Annotated in this window: 11 protein-coding genes; 4 read left to right on the top strand and 7 right to left on the bottom strand. The window is 66.3% G+C overall.

Annotated features, from left to right (window positions below; all coding sequences use genetic code 11):
- Positions 1-885: 885 nt before the first annotated feature.
- From HGB44_RS20430 to HGB44_RS20420, 3 genes are all read right to left on the bottom strand, one after another.
- Positions 886-1,608 carry a hypothetical protein gene (locus HGB44_RS20430; RefSeq protein WP_168444079.1) on the bottom strand — a complete coding sequence of 241 codons (723 nt, stop codon included), beginning with the start codon at positions 1,606-1,608 and terminating at the stop codon, positions 886-888.
- An 18-nt stretch (positions 1,609-1,626) separates the two neighbouring features.
- Positions 1,627-3,594 carry a hypothetical protein gene (locus HGB44_RS20425; protein WP_061080155.1) on the bottom strand — a complete coding sequence of 656 codons (1,968 nt, stop codon included), beginning with the start codon at positions 3,592-3,594 and terminating at the stop codon, positions 1,627-1,629.
- 263 nt (positions 3,595-3,857) lie between these two features.
- Positions 3,858-4,280: a hypothetical protein gene (locus tag HGB44_RS20420; protein WP_061080154.1), complete on the bottom strand. Its 423-nt coding sequence runs from the start codon at positions 4,278-4,280 to the stop codon at positions 3,858-3,860.
- 710 nt (positions 4,281-4,990) lie between these two features.
- On the opposite strand from HGB44_RS20420, the gene HGB44_RS20415 reads away from it, so the two are divergent.
- The 3 genes from HGB44_RS20415 to HGB44_RS20405 all read left to right on the top strand — a co-directional run bounded on the left by HGB44_RS20415 (position 4,991) and on the right by HGB44_RS20405 (position 8,626).
- Positions 4,991-5,323: a hypothetical protein gene (locus HGB44_RS20415; RefSeq protein WP_061080153.1), complete on the top strand. Its 333-nt coding sequence runs from the start codon at positions 4,991-4,993 to the stop codon at positions 5,321-5,323.
- A 61-nt stretch (positions 5,324-5,384) separates the two neighbouring features.
- Complete coding sequence (locus tag HGB44_RS20410; protein ID WP_061080152.1) at positions 5,385-8,012, top strand: TPR repeat region-containing protein; 2,628 nt, start codon at positions 5,385-5,387, stop codon at positions 8,010-8,012.
- Positions 8,013-8,056: 44 nt separating this feature from the next.
- Positions 8,057-8,626, top strand: a complete 570-nt coding sequence (locus tag HGB44_RS20405; protein ID WP_168444078.1) for a hypothetical protein — start codon at positions 8,057-8,059, stop codon at positions 8,624-8,626.
- Between the two features lie 312 nt (positions 8,627-8,938).
- Here the strand turns inward: HGB44_RS20405 and HGB44_RS20400 are convergent, their stop codons facing one another.
- The 3 genes from HGB44_RS20400 to HGB44_RS20390 all read right to left on the bottom strand — a co-directional run bounded on the left by HGB44_RS20400 (position 8,939) and on the right by HGB44_RS20390 (position 17,039).
- Positions 8,939-10,759: a UvrD-helicase domain-containing protein gene (locus HGB44_RS20400; protein WP_061080150.1), complete on the bottom strand. Its 1,821-nt coding sequence runs from the start codon at positions 10,757-10,759 to the stop codon at positions 8,939-8,941.
- Positions 10,749-12,647: an ATP-dependent nuclease gene (locus HGB44_RS20395; protein ID WP_061080149.1), complete on the bottom strand. Its 1,899-nt coding sequence runs from the start codon at positions 12,645-12,647 to the stop codon at positions 10,749-10,751. Before HGB44_RS20395 ends, HGB44_RS20400 begins: the two co-directional genes overlap by 11 nt.
- Before the next feature lie 366 nt (positions 12,648-13,013).
- Positions 13,014-17,039, bottom strand: coding sequence for an Eco57I restriction-modification methylase domain-containing protein (locus HGB44_RS20390; protein WP_325096994.1), 4,026 nt, complete (start codon positions 17,037-17,039; stop codon positions 13,014-13,016).
- Between the two features lie 648 nt (positions 17,040-17,687).
- Between HGB44_RS20390 and HGB44_RS20385 the strand changes: the two genes are divergently transcribed.
- Positions 17,688-18,194 (top strand): flavoprotein, encoded by a 507-nt coding sequence (locus HGB44_RS20385; protein WP_061080147.1) that lies wholly within the window; start codon positions 17,688-17,690, stop codon positions 18,192-18,194.
- Between the two features lie 252 nt (positions 18,195-18,446).
- Here HGB44_RS20385 and HGB44_RS20380 read toward each other — a convergent pair whose 3' ends face one another.
- A complete protein-coding gene (locus tag HGB44_RS20380; protein ID WP_231972389.1) occupies positions 18,447-18,914 on the bottom strand; it encodes an NUDIX hydrolase in 468 nt (155 codons plus the stop codon).
- Between the last annotated feature and the right edge of the window lie 2 nt (positions 18,915-18,916).

Genomic DNA, 18,916 nt, shown 5'->3' with positions numbered 1-18,916 from the left:
AGGTGATTCCTCCAAATTCCTCCGTGATGATCACGGGGGGTAGGTCCGCACCGCCCTGCGAGGCGCCAACCGTGTGGGGCGGTGCGGTGTTTTCGACTGGACAAGCCCTCGGGCCGAACACCGCGACTCGGAACCGATGACTTCGACTTCGACAACATCCACAGACTAGCACCGAGGAACGTCAAAGCTAGCTTCGCTTGAACAAAGCTTGCGCCCGCACGCCCACAGGCGCGGCCATCTCCCCGCCACCGAGGAACTCAAAAAAGGGACAGAAGATGCTTTAGTTCGCTCTTCTTCCATCACAAAGCCCTCTACGCGAGGACACAAGCAACCTACTCACCTTATTCAGCCATCCCAAGGTGGGGAAAGAGTGACACAGATCACCAAAGGTGTGGAGCAAGCCCTCACCAGGCACTCCCTCCAGCGAAGGTTGACTTCGCCAGGGCAGCGATCACCTTGGGAAGAGCGAAAGCCACCCGGGACTTCACATGCTTCAGACGCCGTGCCGCTCGCCGGGCCAAGGCGACCAAACCGCGACCATGCAAGCTCTCACCGAAGCCGATGCACCCGCACCCCGGGTTTCTGGCGTTGGCGCAGGAAGGGTTGTACGCCACGGGTCCTACGGGGCTCGACGGCTTGCCTTACAGACAGGCCGCTTCAGCTGTCGTCGGTGACCGTGGAACGCGGTATCACACGTGCGGATGGCTTCCTGTCGGCTCCGGGACCCATTGGATGTGGCCCACCGTTCAGACCAGAGGCCTTGAACAGATGGGTACGACGCTCAGCCGGTCAAAAGTGGACGGTGAGGCTGTCCTCGACCGTCCGCCGACCGGGACACCCGTCCTGGTGGGAACCGTCGGCTCCCGCCAGGACGGTCCGCAAAGGTCATGTCCGTGGCGATCGACCCACCACATGCGTCAGGTAGTCCCCCAGATAGGAGGCGAATCGTTTCGCGGCTCCCGGATCCTCGGCCAGTGCCAGGGCCTCCTCGATCCGGGCCCGCAGCAGCGCGCCCTCGTCCGTTTCCACGGCGGCACAGTCGCGACGCAGCGCGGCTGCCAGTTCCTCGTAGGACTCGATGAGCTCCCGCGTCCACTGCTTCGGGTTCGTCGTTCCCCACGCGGGGTCGTGCCGGTCCAGCCACCACACCAATCCCAGCCCTGGAGCCGACAGCCGTTCCCGGAGCACCTCTAGCCTGGCCGTGTGCTCGGTCTCCTCGAGGTGCACCCGTTCTCTGGCGAGGAACCGAGCTCGGGCCTGTGCCTCCGTGGCCACCGGGACGCTCAGGCGTACACGTCCCCTGACGATGAGGCGATCGTCGGTGACGATCGCCTTCGACAGGCGCTCGTTCGCCGACCATTCGGCCTCCCGGACATGCAGTACCGGGTACCGCTCCGTCGCGGCACGGACGGCCCCGACGAGGAGGCTGCGCGCGACCTCGTCGGGGTGCAGGATCCGTTCCTCGGCGCCGACGGCGACCGTCCACTCGTAGAAGAGGAGTGCGTCGAAGTACAGGCCGCTGTCGGCGCTGTCCACGCGCGCCGAACACGTGTGCTCGAAGCGCCGGGCTTCCCCTGCTCGGACGCGCTCTCTCCACCTACGGAACACCAGTGCCTCCCTCCCTTCCTAAGGCCGGTGCAGGAAGTCCTTGCGCAGCATGGCCCCGACCTGGTCCTCTCCACTGAGAATGCGGTCAAGGTCCTCGTCGATCCCGGAGGAGCCGAACACCACGCGAATCACCCGACGGGTGCGGTCCACGGGAAGGCTTCCCGCATGGGCAGCACGCCTCCAGACGACCAAAGCGTGACTGGTGGCGTTGCGGAGTTCGGGGTGGTTCCAGGTGCTCTTCCACGCCCTCCGGAACAGCTCCACGGCCGTCTCACCCTCCGAGCCCGCGGGGGTAAGCAATCCGCGCGCGGGGTCGGCCGGGGCGGTCTCGCCGTCGGCTCCGTCTCCGCCGAACAGGTCGAGGAACAGACGGCCGCCGTCGAGGACGATGCGTTCGTTCTCGACCCAGTCGACCAGGACCTTCAACACGGACAGTCGGTCGCGCCCCGGGGCGAGGTGTTCGGCCAGCGCGGCGATCGCCTCCCCACGCAGGTCGGTGTCCTCGGTGTTCTGCACGACGTAGCGCAGGCGCATCAGTGCCTGTTCGGGGTACTCCTCGGCGAACCCGCCCCGGCACACCCGGATGACGGCCCGCTGCCGTTCCGGGGATCCCGAGCCCCTGGCCCAGTTGCGCAGGTCCACCACACGCACCCGGGGTCCGAGGACCGGGTGCTCGGTGAGCCGTTGGAGGACCTTCACCACGAAGTCCATCCGTCGGCGGGCGTCCTGTTTCAGCCATTCTTCGAGCAGACCGAGGACCGTGGCGCTGCCCTGTGCCACGGCGACCTCCATCAGCACCGTCGAGAGCCGGTCCAGGCACTCTGACGCAGGACCTCCGGGAGAACTGATGTCGCTCAGCCACGTGGTCAGCAGCGCGGAGAGCGACCCCCGCCGGTCCCACAGGTAGCGGATGACTGCGGAGTCGAGGCCGGGACGGTTGTCGGTGATGGAGACGCGTCCGTCCCGGAAGTCCACGCCGGCCGTGCGGCACCGCACCTGGTCGTCGGGGGCGGCCAGGGCCCCTCCCCACAGCTCGAAGCGGTCCCGCACCGGCTTCGAAAGGAGCTCGTCGGCGGCGTTGAGGACCGCGGGGGCCGGGGACCCGTCGAGAAAGGCCGCCGCGATGCGCAACGCCCGCTGCTCTGCGCCCGTGGCGTCCTCCCGACGCACGTCGGTCGCGAACCAGTCCTGGATCTGCTTCTGCCAGTTCGCGAACGCTCCCAGGACGGTGTCATCGTTCTCGTTCTTCGCCTCCAGCACGGCCTGGGCCAGATCGACTCCGCGCGAGGGAGGTGCGTCGGAGGACACCAGGCCGTGGAACGTGCCGCCCTCGATGTCGAGCCACGCCGTCCGTTCGCGGAGAGCAGTCTCGTGGATCCTGCGCCTGGCGACGACGAGGGCGTCCGGACGCTGGTGTTCCCGGACGGCGATCCCGGATCCTTCGTCCGCGGAGGGCAGCCTGTCCCCGACAGCCTCGTCACCGAGGATGACGAGCAGGCTCCCGTGCTCCCGAGCGTTCCTGGCGTAGCGGGCCAGGTCTTCGCCGAAGTCGTCGGGGAGCGCCTCGCCCATGCCGGTGAGATCGAGCAGGTAACCGTGACGGGGATCGTTGGGTACACGACCCATGTCCGGTTCGTCCCAGTCAGGTGTCCGGAACTCGCGGAGTCGGTCCATGTCCGGAAGCGAACTCAGAAGCTGACGACCCTCCGTGCGGCGTCCGGTGTTCGGGGGTCCGATCAGCGCGTACACGCCGCTCCGGACGTCTTCGGCCGGTCCCGTGGAAACGAAGAGGTCCTCGGACAGGATCTCGTCGGGACCGATCTCGTGGGAGCGGAGGAGTGCGGGCCCCTGCTGGTAGCGAAAGTGCACGGGTGCGTTGACGACCTTGGTGACGTTCCCGCCTGCCGCCATCACGTCACCCCCGCTCTCGACCCCGGAGAGCGTCACCAAAGCACGGGGCACCGCCTCGGGGGTGTGGTCCGGCACCGATTCCTCGGGGGTTTCGGTCGGCCCCGACACCACGCCACCCTGGGGACCAGCGATGGGAGCGAAGGCGGAAGCAGCCGAGGGTTCGGGGTCCGGATCGGAGTGCTGTCGAGCGGTGTCGGGGCCGGCCGGGTGTGGTGGCGTGTACCTCACTCCGCCGAGGTGCTCCGCGCCCTGTTCCCGCTCATGGCTAGAGGCGCCGGCGGCCGCCCTCGGGGCGTTCTCCGGCTCAGGGCTGGAACCGGTGTTCTCGTAGGGACGGTTCATCGGGTCTTCTCCACCTTCGAGTCGCGACCGCTCAAGACGATGTCTCCCTTGGCCCTGACGTTTTCGAGTCGGATGCCGCTGACCGTGGACTCCCCCGTGGCCGTGGCGGAGCGCGCCTCCTCCAGGAGTGAGCGCAGGGAATCTGCGGCTTCAGGTGAGCGCTCCAGCACCGCACCCAGGACGCGAGCGGTGTCCTGGGCTACGAAGCCGGTCAACGCCTCGCGCGAGTCAGCGGAGGTGGCGACCAGCGCCTGCTGCTGTTCGTCCAGACGAGTAACGGCGGCCGTCCCGGCCTCGGTGTCGAGATGGCGGCGCAGCAGGGTGACGCATCGTTCCCGGATGTGGGCCCAGGCTCCGGTGGCCATGGCGCCGACGATGCTGCTCGCGGCCGTGGTAGCCAGTTCCAAAGGGATGCTCATTCCGGTCTCCTTCTCTCGGTCAAACCGATCGGGTTTGCGGTAAGCGCACAGGCCGCAACCGATGACAATGTCAACACAGTAAGTAAATTTATATCTGAAAGCTATGTCAACACCCCAACACCTCTGATCATGTGAACGGCCTTTCGGATGCTGGCTCAGTGCGGGCAAGGGCCAGTCCGGTCCACCGCGACCGGGCAGCAGGCATCACAGACCGTCGGCAAGAACCAGAAAGCCCTCGATGGCGCCCTCACGAACCAGGGGCGACCGATACCCTCTGGTCCAGCGGTCGGCCCAGCGTCCGCGCCCCCACCACTCGGAAGGCGTCGCCATGGCTCGGCCTTGGTGCCGCGCTGCGACACCAATTCGTGTGCGACCCGGGAGACGGACCCTTCGCATGGTCCCCGTGTCCTCTTCCGGCCAATCCCGCCAACCGAGAAGGGACAGAATCCCCAAACACGCACGAACGCGCCTTTGGGCTCGACCTGCGAAGTTGTCGATCAGCTTCCACGATCTCGGCCACCCAGACAAAGGTGTCGGGGGCACCGGGGGGTGGGCGCACCTCTCGGCACGGGCTTTCGGCCTACGGCTGGACTTACCCCTGGAGCACGGATGGCTATAGTGACGCTTACTTCCCGTAACGTCCGCATCGCTGATGCACTCATGCAAAGCCCCTTCGGGGGCTGCGCTCTGCCTGGTGAAAGGGTTCTGGTATGTCAGGTGAGTCCGGCGGCAATCCGATCGAGGGCTATAAGGGCGCCGAGCTGGCCGCGGCACTGGCCGAGTCCATGGCGGGACTGGCCGACATGTTCGACCTGATCATGGAGGACGCGGAGACCGTCGCCCACAGGGACGAGGTCTCGTCGGCTCTGCGGGCGTACAAGGAGGAGTACGGTCCGGCCATCGTCGAGGTACAGGAACACGGTCTCCAGCTCGCTGAGAACATCCAGGCGGGCACCTCTGAGATCGCACGGAACGACCAGGAGGCCGCAGAGCACTACGAGACCCCCTGGGACCTCGGCACGGACCTGCAGGTCAACTTCTGACCCTCCAGCTCCGCACCAACCCCTACCCTTCCCGACCACCCTCCTGGCAGCAGAGCACCCGATGACATACTTCGACATCTCCTTCCTGGCCCGTTCCACGTCCGCGAACCCCGAAGCGATCAGAACCCGGGCGGAGGAGCTGGACACCCTCCAGTCCCGACTCCTGGGCAGGGCGGACGACCTCGACGCCGACTTCAACCACACGGCCAGCCAGTTCACCGATCTCATGGCCTGGAACATCCGTGACCTGTCCGCCGAGGAGCTCCAATTGTGGCGGGACGCCGGAACGGCGATCGCCTACGCCTCCTCCATGGTCGAGATGTGGGCGCAGTCAGTGGAGGAGTTCGAGGAGGAGCGCTCGGCACAGATGTCCGAGTGGTGGGAGTTCCTGAGGACGAAGCGTGCCGAGATCCCGGACAAGTACCAAGGCCAGACCATCACCGCGACCTACCCGGAGCGGGAGGGGTTCGGCTGGCTCGGTGACGAGAACAAGTGCCGTTCCGTCTACGACGAGGTCGCGGCGAAGGCGGAGGACCTCAAGGAACGCGAGCGCACCAACTACCAGGCGTTCGAGAACCATGCCGAGGATGTCGGCGACAAGCTGCGGCAGGGCCCCACGAAGGAGAACGTCCAGGCACTCATTGACGCCGGGATCAACTCCTGGGCCTTCTACAACCTCGACCCCAACCACTACACGATGTTGGTCGACAACCAGGAGCTGACAGAGGAGAACGCCGAGGAGTGGTCCGAGGAGTTGGAGGGCTACTGGTCCGGGCACCAGCCCATCGACGCGCGCTACCACGAACTCATGCTCATGATGAGCATGATCACCACCAACGCGATGCAGGCCCAGCAAGGAGGGACCGGTTACCGCAACGAGGAACTGGACTTCCTCCGGGCGTTCTACGACGAGCTGGAGGAAGACCCGAACCCCGAGAGCATGGGTGTGATCGGTATCCCCGCCAAGATGGAAGGCGACCATCTGAGCGAGGAGGAACGCGAACACGCCCTCGGCGTCCTCGGGGACGGTCTGCTCGCCCTGTCCGACGAGAGGGTCGGCGGTGGATACGACGAGCTTCCCGCATCCGTCAGGTCCGTGGTCGACGGACCTGACTTCAGCGGTGTCAGAGCCGGTGGCCAGTACAACCAGACCCACACGGACTGGATGGAGCGGGCGGGTTACCTCGACGACCTCCTCTCGAACTCCCACGAGGACTTCGAAGGCGGCGCCGAGTTCTCGACCCGCATGATGGACACCGTCTCGGCATCGCTCGTACGGATCGACGCTCTGGGAGGCGACGACAGCTCCATGTCCGGCCTCCTCGATGTCGCGACGCGCAACGAGGACGCCAACTACGCGGTTCTCACCGGCGATTACCCCGAAGGAGTCGAGGGAGACCTTCCCTGGACCGAGGAGACCGCGGACAACGTCACGGATCGCATCATCGGTCAGCTCTACACCCACGAGTGGGGAGACGACGGGGAGGCCGCACGCGGTCTCACCGAGTGGATCGAGGACATGTCGTGGAGCGATGACGAGGACGAGCGCCGCATGGCCGCCGGGGCGATGGACGGTCTCATGGAGACGATCACCTCCAAGGAGATGCACGACACCCTCTCCGGCACAGGCATCGAGGTGGAGCTCTCCGACGGGACGAAAGTGCCCAACGCGCCCTTCACCGCGGTCAACGGAGAGGTCGCCGACGGCTTCGCCCACCTCTTCGAGGTGTACATCGAAAGCTTCGCCGACGAGGAGGGCCTCGACGGCGGCCACGTCGACTTCGGGTGGGAGAGGGGGGAGGAGAAACAGTGGGAGGAGGAGCGGTGGGACGACGATTCCAGGATGCTCGCCATGTCGCCCTCCGAGCGTCTGATCTTCCTCGAGTACGTCATGGGCAACGAGGACTCGGCCGTTCGGGCCCATACCGCAGCAGCGGTCTACTCAGCTGCCCAGACCGAGCTCTACCTGGAAAGCGGCAACAAATCGGAGACGGGAGCCAACGCTGGCGTCCTCCAGTCTCTCGTGGACGCGGCCCTGCACAACGAAGCGGTCAACCGCAACCTCGACCTCGAGCAGGAGCAGGCGATGCGGAAGAAGCTCGTCGAGGGTGTGGCCAACTCCGGCAACAACGCTCTGGGCCTGGTCCCGGGGGTCGGTGTGGTCCTCCAGAGCGGCGGCCAGTTCATCGCTCCCGAGCTGATCAACGAAGCGTTCAACGACTACGTGAGCGTCATGTCCCACGAGGACAGCATGACCACGGCAATCGACATCGATTACCACACAAGCGCAAGGGTCCTCGCCGAAGTCATCGAGCGCGGCGGCGGCGAACTCCCCGTCATCGACGGGGACATCCGAATCGAAGACGCGGGAGGCATCACGCCGCAGGAGGTTCTGGAACGCGCGGGGCTGCTCGACGAGCGCGATGGGGGGTACTACATCGACTTCGAAGGCGAACCGGGAGAGGACGCCCCGAGCTCTTCGGAGGTCCAGGAGGCGCTCAACCGGTTCCTGGACTCCAGCGAGGTCGACTGGACTCCCGGGGAGACTCACTCCGGAACCGTTTTCTCGTCAGGCTTCACCGGATACTTCAGTGACTACTACGACCCCATCCAGGACCAGATGCGCTACACCAAGGACAACATCGCAGGCCTTTACGAAGGAGTCCCTGCGAACGCGCCGAGCTCATGACAGGCGTTTCCTGTTTCTGGTTTCGAAGGGAGGGCCGATCTTCCGTGAAAAAGGCTAGGCTGGCGCTGGCCACCGTTTCCGCTGGTGTTCTCATGCTCGTCTCCGCATGCACTTCTCCCGAAGGTTCATCGAGCGGAGGCGGCTCCCCCGCCTCCGAGATGACAGGTGAGCGGGTGACAGAACTCTGGGTGAAGAACGCCGTTGACGCCCACGTCATCCAGGAGATGTTCGCCAGGGACGAGGACGGGTCCGTCATGGAGAACATCGAGGATTACTACGAGGAGCGGAGAGAGGTCGAGGAAGCCAACAGCCTCGAACCTTTCGATGGCATGGCGGTGCTTCTGGACGCCGGCGTCCTTGTGGAAACCGGTGAGGGCTACCGCGTAGTGGCTGACCAGGAGAAGTGGGACACCGGAAGTCCCGGGCCGGGGGAAAGCGAGGTCCGCGAGGCGATGCTGCATGTCCTTGAAGTGAACACGGTGAACTGGTGCGGCGGAGTGAAGGGGTACGAGTTCTCGGACACCTACGTTGACACCTACTGGGGGGACTTCGACACCGAGGAGGAGTACGTCGCGAGCATCGAGGGCTACGTCTCCTGCGGTTCGGGGGAATGAGCCCCAAGACCAGCGCCCCGGCGCACGGCAGGCGCAACGCGCCGCCGCGCCGGATCCGAAGAGGCCGGCTCGGCCTGGTGGTGGGTGTGCATACGGATCGCCACAACAGGTCCGCGGTGAGGTGGTGGGCGGACATGCTCGCAGTGGCAGCGAGTGTGTAACCGGTCAGCTGCCAGCCGATGTGATGCCAGGTTCGAGCCGCTCAAATGAGAGTTCCACCCTTCAAGGTCCCGGACCTGGGACCTCCACAAGTCCATGCTCAGCGGTCGGCTCCTCACCGACCGATGGCCTCGGAACATGCGCGAGGAGGTCTCAGTTGACCACCCGGAACGGAACGCCGCGCTGTTCAAGAAACGCCTCGACCCGGGGGAGATGGTCCACGCAGAGTGCGAAAGCCAGCAGGCGACGAGCACGCGTGGCCGCGACGTAGAGGACGTTACGGTCCTCTAGGAGCTCCTGGGTAGCAGGACGCTCCCGGTCCAGCCAGGAGGAGATCAGCTCTTCACAGCGGTTGTCCGGGGTCGGCTTCGGAATGACGACCAGAACGGCGTCGGCCTCCTCACCCTTGACCTGGTGGATGCTGGTGACCCGTCCCACCTGCACCGGTGTGTCGGCCTGAGGTCGGCTGTGGCCTCCCACCCGGAAGGCAGGCTTGTCGTCCGTGTTCGCCTGCCTGCGCGCCCATCGGGGGTTGCTCTTGGGAACGACGAGGTCCTGGCTGGGACTGTGTCGCCTGAACACCTCCTTGGCCTGCTCCCTCCACTCCCCCATCATCTGGTCCAGGGGCGGAAGGTCGCGCAGCACCAGGGCCTGACTCCGGGCCAGGCCCTGCGCTGTGACCTTGTGCCTCTCCAGTCGGGCCGCCTCCGGAAGGTCGTCCTTTCCGCACCACACGTCCAGGATGCTCGCCCGGATGACCGCTCCGGCCTCCTCACGCTGCTTGGTCGGAGGGGCCCCGGCGTTCAGGACCCCGACCGCCCAGGCCAGCCTGCCGATGTGCGACGTGGGTGGCTTGGCCGCACCGGTGAGGTCCTTGGGCAGGGAGGATCTGCGGTGAGCGATGACGAGGCGCTCCTCCTGCGGGATCCCGATCTGGTCGGCCTCATCGCAGAAGGCCCGGACGTGGCCGGTCCCGCTACTCGGCAAGGCGGTGAGGAGGATCGGAACCCGCTCGTCCCGGTGCGGACCGGTGGCAATGTCAGGCTGCCGCTCACTCGTGCGCAGGGTCGCGGCGAGGTCACAGATGGTCTGGTTGGAGCGCCAGTTGTGCCGCAACCGCAATGGCTGCGCCACGTCGAGGAGCACGGGGGCGTCGCTCGCGGACTCCGTGTTCCGGAAACCGTAGATAGCCTGGTCGGGATCACCGACAAGCATCAGCGGCAGGCCTCGGGCAGCCAGTTCCTGGAGGATTCTGCGGTCCTCGGCCGAGCAGTCCTGAGCCTCGTCGACGACGAGTTCGCTGAATCTGGCGGTGAGCACGGACATCATCACCTCGGACCGCTCCGGGTCGGCGAGCAGAAGCAGCGCGAGGTCCCGAACGAGGTCACCGGTGACGTATCCCTCCTCGAACAGCTCGCCGATCTTCTGCGCAGCCCAAAGCTGGGGGTTATAGGGGCTACGCCCTCCCAGCTTGTAGCGGGACGACTCCATCAGCATGGCCGCCCCCACGCGCATGCCGTTGTTGGTCGCGGCGAAGGTGAAGTCCTCCAGGTTCAGACCGCGGTCGCTGGCCCCCGGGTGGTCCCTCCACGACTCCAACCGGCGCCAGGACCGCCCGCCCTGCGCGGGGACGCGCAGGTAGGGCCGGACCAGATGGAGCCAGATGAAGGTGTCGATCGTGCCGATGAAGTGCGGGAAGGCAGCCAGCTCGGGTTTTCCCGCCTCACGGCAGCGTCTGCGCAGCTCACGTCCCGCCACCTTGGTGAATGACGCGATCGCCCGTCCCTTACGCGCGGGAAGAGCCCGCTCAAGGTGTCGGTCCACGATGACTCGGGTCTTACCGGCCCCGGGGCACGCCACAGCGCTTACGGGTCGCCCCGGCAGAGTCTCAGCCTCGACGACCGCGCGCTGGGCGACCCGAGCATGCTCTCGCAGTTCGCTCCCCTCGTCCGGGAGCTGGAGGTCAGTGCGCATCGGCGAACTCCCCTTGGGTGATCCATGAGAGAGCGTTACGGAAGTACGCGGGAGGGATCAGGTGTCCGTCCGGCCCGAGCTCCGCCGCGACCTCCAGGAGGTCCTGGGCGAAGTCGCCCTTGCGGACGTTGTGCTTGCCGAACAGATCGGCGAACGCTCTGGCCCGTGTCTCCTCCGGTTCGGCGAGCAGGGCATCCCAGTCACCCGCCCATGCCTCGGGACGCTGGTTCCTCCATGCCTCCTGGAGGAGGGGTACGTTGCGCTCGTCGGCCGCCAGCAGTTCGGGTTCGAGCGTCGTCCGATTGGAGAAGACCTGGGCCACGTCATCCGGAGCCTCCAGCTCGGTGAAGAGGTCCCGGAGATTGCCTGGGCGGTCTACCTTCCTCTTCTCGTCCAGGCCGAAGAAGTCCCCGTCGGTGATGACCGCGACCCGCTGGGCGATGCGGTGGCCGCTCTGCCGGTCCTTGGTCAACAGGACTCGGAGGTAGGGCTCGAAGTCCACTCCGTCGATCGGCACCACCGCCGTTCCCCGGAAACGCTGTAGACCGGCACGGTCGAGGAATTGTTCCGCGAAGGCCGGTGCCAGGATGGCCTCGGCGATCCCCTCCAGAAGGAGCACACGGGGGCCGAAGAGCAGGGTGCTGCGTGTGGCGTTGAGATACTGGCGGACCCTGCGCAGACTCGCGTCCTTCAGTCCAAGACCTTGGACGGCGACCGCCTTGGAGCGGTACTCCGGAAGGCGTGCCGTCGTGGCTTCCAGTTCAGCATCCCCTTCCTTTTGAGCGCCTTCCTTCTTCTCCGGTCGCACGTGACGGTGCCGCTGAAGCACCACGAAATTCTCCGGACCGACAGCCGTGGCGATGTGGGGTGAGTGCGTGGTGACCACGACCTGGATGCGTCCCAGCCATGCGTCGCCCACGACTTCGCGCTGTTGGCTCCTGGCCGCCTCATCCGCGAGGTAGTCCATGAGGATCGTCTGGAGCTGGGGGTGCAGGTGGGCTTCGGGCTCCTCGACCAGCAGCAGTGTCAGGTCGGCTTCGGCGGCGTCCTGGAGCTGGGTGAGGACGGTGGCCATGAACAACAGGTTGGCATAGCCCAGGCCGCTCTGAGCGAGGTCGCGTGGATCCAGACCGACCTGTTCCAGGCGCAAACGCAGCGCGCGGGTCACCGACGCGAGAGAGGTCTCGGCGAAGCCGACTCCCACTTGCTGGTGGTGAGCTCCCTCCGTGAGCCTGGTCAGTCCCTTCTGGACGTGCTCGGCAGCGGCGGTCAGAACCGGAAGTTCCTCGATGATCTGGAACTGCTTCTCCACGTCAGCGATGAAACTCTGACGCTTGTCGACATCCTTGAGCAGCCGCTCAACCACGTGCTGGACGCGACTGCCCGCGCTGGAAGCCAGCTCGCGCCGGGCATCGCGCAGAGGTGGCAGGTACAGGTGGCGGATGCGCTTACGAGCGGCGGGCTCGGGGTCGTGGTCGGCCGTGTCCGTCTCACCCGCCTGCCAGGAGAGCTCCCCCCGCTGGCTCCCGGTCGGGGGCGGTGTATAGGTGAGCCGATAGCTGATCGAGGCACGGTCGGGGTTGAGCGCCTGATTGTAGGGGGCGAGGTCGCTGACCTTATCGAAGACGTACCGCCCCGCGAACTCGATATCGAGCGGGCAACCAGCCCGGTGCCCTCCCTCGGGGCATCCGTCGCGGTAGAGGTCGTCGCGCTGTAGGTGGATGTCGCGTTTGCCGTCCAACGGCTCTGTCAGGTGCCGGATGGCGTCCATGACATTGGACTTGCCCGCGTTGTTCTCTCCCACCAACACGGTCACGCCGGGCCGGAGGGTGATGGTTGCGTCAGCGAACGAACGGAAGCTCTTGAGCTGGAGTCTTTCGAGATACACGGGTGCCTTCCGATGCCGTGGACTACTGGGAGAAGCCTCTGCCATCAGAAGCAACGCTCACAGTAGACAATAATACGAAAGCCTTGTCAACATACTTTCATACGGCAAGCGTGAACACAGAAAGATGTGAACCTTCACTGGGCTCTCCGCCGCCGTAGAACCCGGCTCCGTACGGCCGTCGTCGAAGAGCCAGTGGCCCTCTTCGGGTACTTCCCGCCCCTTCGCGACCGTTCGGGGGAAGGCACCAGCGCCCTCCTCCTCGTCGGTATCCGAAAGGCAGGCACAGGACACCTCCAAAGCGGGCTGCTCCGCTCCTGCAGAGGGCGGCCACTACATGCGCGACGACACGACACCGACCAGCAGGCCTCAAGGGGAAGGGTGGCCGGGCCACCGGCTGAGGAACGAGGTGTACTCCCGCCCGTCCCGCAACGGCCGGTCAAGCGCGACGCCCGTCGGCGCCATGCGGTCGAAGGCCGCCAACACCATGTCCTTGGTCCGGTAGGCACCGTAACGAGCAATCTCGTTGTTCTTGAGCCCGCCGCGGTCAGTCTGAAAGGTCTCCAGGATGTAGTCGGCGTCCTCACGACCGATCCCGTAGAGGTGCAAGCAGTAGCCGTCCAGCTCGGCGCGGATAGCGGTCCGGCGCTCCTCGTCCCAGCCGAAGGGTGGCCCGTCGTAGCCGAGGTCCCGGGCCAGCGGTTCCATGTCACGGGCGGTGTAGACGAGTTCGAGCACCCGGGGAACGAGGAAGGCGGTGTGCGGATCCAGATCAACGGGAGCGGGGACCGGCAGCTGTTTCCACGTCGACAGGGCCATGTGGATGCCGCTGATCTTCTGCCTGCTCACGTAGTCGAAGACGAGGGAGCTCTGCACGGCACACAGTGCCGCGACGAGTTCCGGTTCCTTCAGGGACAGCATCAGCGGGAAGGTGTGCCCGACACCTCCCCGGGGCAGGAACGCCGGAATCGCGGTCCGCTCGTCCGTGGCCCGGCAGACGTCCCTCCAGCCGTAGAGCCACGCCCTGTCCCAGCCCGAGTCGGCAAGTCTCGCGGACAGCCCTTCCTGGACGGAGGGCCTCCCCCTGCGGTCCGTTCCGTCGCCCGGTACGTCATGTTCCGGCACCCAGTAGCGGGGCTGGCCGACCGCCTTCGGGTCGTGCTTCTCCGCAGACAGCAGGGGGCGCACGCTGTCGCTTCCCGTCCCGGTGAAGCTGTTCCACCGGTGGTCGAAGTGATGCGCCGTCTTGCCCTCGTACAGAGGCAGCATCCGTTGACCGTCCTGGATGAAGACGTTGCCCTCCAGCTTCCAGCCGTCGGTTTCCAGTTCCTTACGTGTGCGGAACAGGCCCGAGTCGTCGGTCATGTGGAAAAGCGTCGCCTTGAAGCGCAGCGCCCAGTGGTTTCCGGAGCGCTTCGACTCATCCCACAGGGCAGGCAACCGCCGGTAGACGGACGTGGTGAGATCGGCGTCGCGCCGGGAGCGGAAGACCGGAAGAGTCCGGGTGTTGGGATTGAGAAGGGAGATCTCCTCCGGGCTGAGCTCGAACACTCTGCGGGCGTCGTCGATCCCGGCCGCATCGCACAGCAAGAAGGAGAACCTGGCCACGGGCACCGCCGCTTGCCTGCCCACCAGTGTCAGAAGGCAGAACTTGTAACTGGCGTGGACTCCGGGGAAGATCCTGTTGGTGTTGTCGAAGTCGTACAGCGAGGCCAGTGCCTTTCGGTCGATCAGGTCGCGGAGGAGGTGCTGCCCTCCCGCTCCCGTGGCGACCGCCGTGGGAACGACGGCTCCAACCCTCCCCTTCCGATGTGCGATGGCGGTGAAGCGCTCGACGAACAACTGGTCCGTCTGAAGCATCGTCACCCCCTTCACGCTCAGGCCCTTCGCGCACTGCTCGTACGAACCGGACTTGGCCGCGAAGTGGAAGGTGGACTTCACCTCACGCCGCGCCTGCCGGTAGCGCTCCCCCGCCTCCGGGAACTCCTTCCGCCACTCGGCGATGTAGCGCCTGCGTGCCATCCCCGCCATCCGCGCGATGGACGGCTCCGCCACCGCGAAGTACTTCTTGTCCTCGAAGTCGACCTTGTCCCAGGGCGGGTTGGACAGTACGACGTCGAAACCGCCGTCCCACCCCGTCTCCGGGTCCACACCGACGCCGTCCACGGGTACCCGGAACACGTCGGGGAACTCCAGGTGCCAGTGGAAGAAGCGATAGCGCTCGCGCAGGCGGACGACCTCCTCGTGCGCCTGCGCGGATGCCGCGGCACCATGGGGATCGTCCATGGCACGGAACACCTCGTCCGTCACCGGGTGCGGGGCGTCCGCGGTCTCCTCCCACATGAAGTTCGCGCACCAGGTGTCGGCGATGTGCACGTCACGGAGGTAGTCGGGTGATTCACGCCAGACCTGGTACACCTTCTCCTGACGGCGCACGTCGCGCAGGCTTCCCGTGCGGATCGAGTAGAGCTCGTGCAGGCCCTCGGCGAAGGCGGTGTTGGCGACCCGGACCGCGCCGTCACCGGTGTCGAAGAGTGTCGCCTGCCCCTCGCGCTCGCGGGCGTTGGCGCGCATGAGCGCGGTGGCGACCTTGGGGTCGTCTCCCTCCACGGCGGCGAACGCCACATCCGGGACACCCCCGCGCAGCTGCCTGGGGGTCACGCCGAGGAGGGCGTTGCCGTGCTTGAGGTGGGGATCGAGCAGGTCCAGGGGACGGCCGGGCTCCATTCCCTCCAGCCACAGCGCCACCTTCGCCAGGTCGATCGCCATGGGGTTGATGTCGACTCCGTACAGGCAGCGGGCGACGACCTGGTGGATGGCGTGGCGGAAGGACTCCTCGGAGGGTTCGGGGGTGTGCTCACGAACCGAGGCCACCCGTTTGGCGATCCGGTGGGCTGCGGCCACCAGGAAGTGCCCGGATCCGCACGCCGGATCGCACACGGTGATCGACAGCAGTTCCTCTGCGATGGCCTCGCCGGCGTCCATCTCACCCCACTCCGTCGCGTTGGCCTCGCCCCGCTTGACCGCGTCGTCCAGGACGGGGTCGAGGGCGGAGTCAAGAAGGCGTTCGATCAGGGAGGTGGGGGTGTAGTAGGCACCGGTCCTCTTGCGTTCGTTCCCCGCTCGGGAGACGAGGGTGAAGGACTGCTCGGCGGCGTCGTACTCGGGCACGGTCTCCAGGAGAGCCTCGTAGACGCTGCCCAGTTCCCTCGCTGAGAGCGAGGCGTAGTCGACCACCCGCCACCGGCGACTCCGCGGGTCCCAGACCTGGACCAGATGACGTACCGCCTCCAGAAGAGCGCGGTTGGCCAGATGCAGCCCTTCCAGAGGAGCGTCGTCCCGAGTGGGGGTGAACAGTCCTCCGAGGCCGGGAAGGCCGAGTTGGGGACGCCCCTCCTCGTCGCCGAGCGCGTCGAGCACGGTCCGCAGGGTCTCGTACTGGTCGTGGTGGGAGGTGCCCGCCCTGCTCCGGGCACGGCGGCGCAACCGGTTGGAGGAGAAGTAGGCGGTATAGCGCTCGCGGGTCCGTTCGTCGGTGCCGGGCGGATGCAGCAGGTCCCGGTCCTCGACGACGAACCAGAACATCAGGCGGTACGTCAGGCGGAGCAGGGCACGGTGCAGTGCCGCGGCGTCGGTGCGCTGGCGCAGGGCGGCGTTGGCCGGGTGGCGCAGGAAACCGGTGCCCAGGGCGGCCAGGGCCCTTTCGACGTTGTCCCTGAGGGCGTCCAGGGCGCGGACGCCGGACTGGGCCGCCTCAAGGCGCCACTTCTCCATCCAGCAGGAGGAAGGGGGTTCTCCCTCCCGGATTTCGAAACGCGATGCGTGGAGCATGCGGTAGAGGAGGACGAAGTCACTGAATAGTTCACCGTCGAACATGGCTTCGAAATCGAATTCCACGTACGCCGATGTGGAGAAGGAATTGGAGTCCCGCAGCAACCGGATAGTCCGGCCGTTGGTCAGCACTCCCCACTGGTGCGCACGTGTACGGTTGAGCGCCTCCTGGAGCACGGACTGGGGCGAGGGGACCCCTCGCCGCTCAGGCCTGTCCAACCGGCTTCCCCAGTCGACGACGTGGATCAGGACGTGCTGCCACCGGTATCCCACCGGAAAGAGCCGTCCCTCGTCGTCATCAGCACGCACACCCTCGGTCCGCAGTGCGCCGAGGCGTCCGAAGCCCAGCTCGCTCAGAAGGGGAACCACCCACTGGGTGAGGGCCGCTCCCGACGGATCGGAGAGGATCTCCCCCTCCCCGGCGCGGGGCAGGTGGCGGCGGAGTTCTCTCCAGGCACCGAGAAGGTAGTCCCAGTGCCGTTCGGCCTCGTCGGCGACCGAACGGGCGCCGACGACCCCATAGTCGGCCGGGGCACCGCCCGGAACATCCCTCCCCTCTCCCACGCGCACGAGCATGTCCTCGGGAAAGAGGGCACCGACACTTCGGACAGCTGAAAAGGGACGTCGGCGGGGGATAACCGGCATCGAGGGGGCCTCCGGCCAGGTGGCTATCGGGGAGATGAAAATACAACGGAGATTATCGAAGGGACCTCAAAGGAAAGCAATGCTGATCCGAGAATGTGCTTTTCCTCCTTACTCGGAACCCCAAAAAACACAGAAACACTCGCCCCACCAGTCACACCCGAAACACACAAAAGGACGAAGAACCCAACAAGCACCACAAGGGATGACAGATACACCACCCCGGCGAACGTGAGTACGCCATTTATAAACAGCGGCGCCATCCGGTTGGGGTACATCCGTTATCGCCCTGGGCGCTCCACGGGCATCTCCGCTTTCCCTTGCCTGCGCTCACCCCTCCCGACCGTGGCGTGTGTCCGCTGTTCGGCGGGCACACGACACCCCGGCATCAGGTCGCGTCGAAGCACAGATCGGTGATGGCGGACAGGTTGATGCCGTAGCGGGCGTAGATCGGTTCTCTCCCGTCAGAACGGTCTCGGTGTAACACAGCAGGGCCGCGACGCGCACCACTCGCCATGACCGTGACCGCGCACGCCGTCGCTCGCACTCCGCCTGCCTAGACTCTGCACCATGCCGAGAACTCTGTACCTGGTGGTGTCCGGCGCCCCTGCGCCCGAAGGAAGCCCCGAACTCGTCAAGGCTCTCCAAGACCAGGACTGGCATGTGGCGGTGTTGTCCACCCCCACCGGCCTGAGCTTCCACGACCAGACGCGACTGGAGGAGCTGACGGAGGAACCGGTACGGTCCGTGTTCCGCAGGCCCGGCACGGGCAAGGCCCTACCACCCGCCGACGTGGTGCTGGCGTGCCCGCTCACCTTCAACTCGGTGAACAAGTTCGCCCAGGGCCTCGCCGACAACTTCGCCATCGCCCTGCTGTGCGAGATGGCCGGGTACCGGGTGCCCACCGTGGTGGTGCCCCACTGCAAACCCCAGCTCGCCTCCCATCCGGCGTTCACCCGCTCCCTGGACACCCTGCGCGGGATGGAGACGGTCACCCTCCTGTACGACCCCGACGCCCCCTACGAGCACCGCATGCCCACGTGGCGACAGGTCATCGACACCGTGAACTCCCTCTGACCGGAAGGGCCAACGTGGACCCCGCCACCCGAGGCCAAACGATCAAACGCGCTCGCCGACGCCGCGGCTACTCCCCGAGTGTGCTCGCCGGACTGGTCGTGTTTCGTACCGGACTCCCAATCCAGCACGGCCTGGCGGCGGAAGATACGCAAGCGGGCCGTTCCCTTGCTACGGCAGGACCGTGCCCAGGTGGTGGGCCAGCGCCCCGCAGGGCAGCCAAGGTGTAGGCCGTCCGGTTCCACCCCTGGCCACTTACCCGGGATACGGCTCACCGCTCCCCAATGCGTGTTCCACGCGCAGTCGCTGGGTGTGGTGCATGTCCAAGCCCGACACCTCCTCGGGGGTGAACCAGCGGACCTCGTGCGACTCGTCGCTCACCGCCAGGCGGCCGCCCACCACACGGGCGCGGAAGCACACGTTGAACTGCCGGCGTACCTCTCCATCGCTGTAGGCGATCACGTGCCGGGCATCGGTGTAGGTGCCCACCAACCCGGTCACCTCCACCTCATAGCCGGTCTCCTCACGCACCTCCCGCACGGCCGCCTCGGGCAGACTCTCGGTCATCTCCATCGCCCCGCCCGGCATCGCCCACAGGCCGTTGTCCACCCGGCGTTGCAACAACAACCGTCCCTCGCCGTCAACAACCGCCGCGCTGGCCGCGACCACCAGGTTGTTGGGAACGGGTGCGTCCGGATCGTCGTAGTACTCCATACGGGCCACGA

This window comes from Nocardiopsis alborubida, assembly GCF_012396365.1.
Taxonomy (GTDB): Bacteria; Actinomycetota; Actinomycetes; order Streptosporangiales; family Streptosporangiaceae; genus Nocardiopsis; species Nocardiopsis alborubida.
This window is presented reverse-complemented; position numbering and strand designations above follow the sequence as displayed.

Excerpts from the sequence above, each read along its gene's own strand:
- HGB44_RS20400 (WP_061080150.1), bottom strand. The coding sequence starts at position 10,759 with ATGCGCACTGACCTCCAGCTCCCGGACGAGGGGAGCGAACTGCGAGAG.
- HGB44_RS20410 (WP_061080152.1), top strand. The coding sequence starts at position 5,385 with ATGACATACTTCGACATCTCCTTCCTGGCCCGTTCCACGTCCGCGAAC.
- HGB44_RS20420 (WP_061080154.1), bottom strand. The coding sequence starts at position 4,280 with ATGAGCATCCCTTTGGAACTGGCTACCACGGCCGCGAGCAGCATCGTC.
- HGB44_RS20385 (WP_061080147.1), top strand. The coding sequence starts at position 17,688 with ATGCCGAGAACTCTGTACCTGGTGGTGTCCGGCGCCCCTGCGCCCGAA.
- HGB44_RS20415 (WP_061080153.1), top strand. The coding sequence starts at position 4,991 with ATGTCAGGTGAGTCCGGCGGCAATCCGATCGAGGGCTATAAGGGCGCC.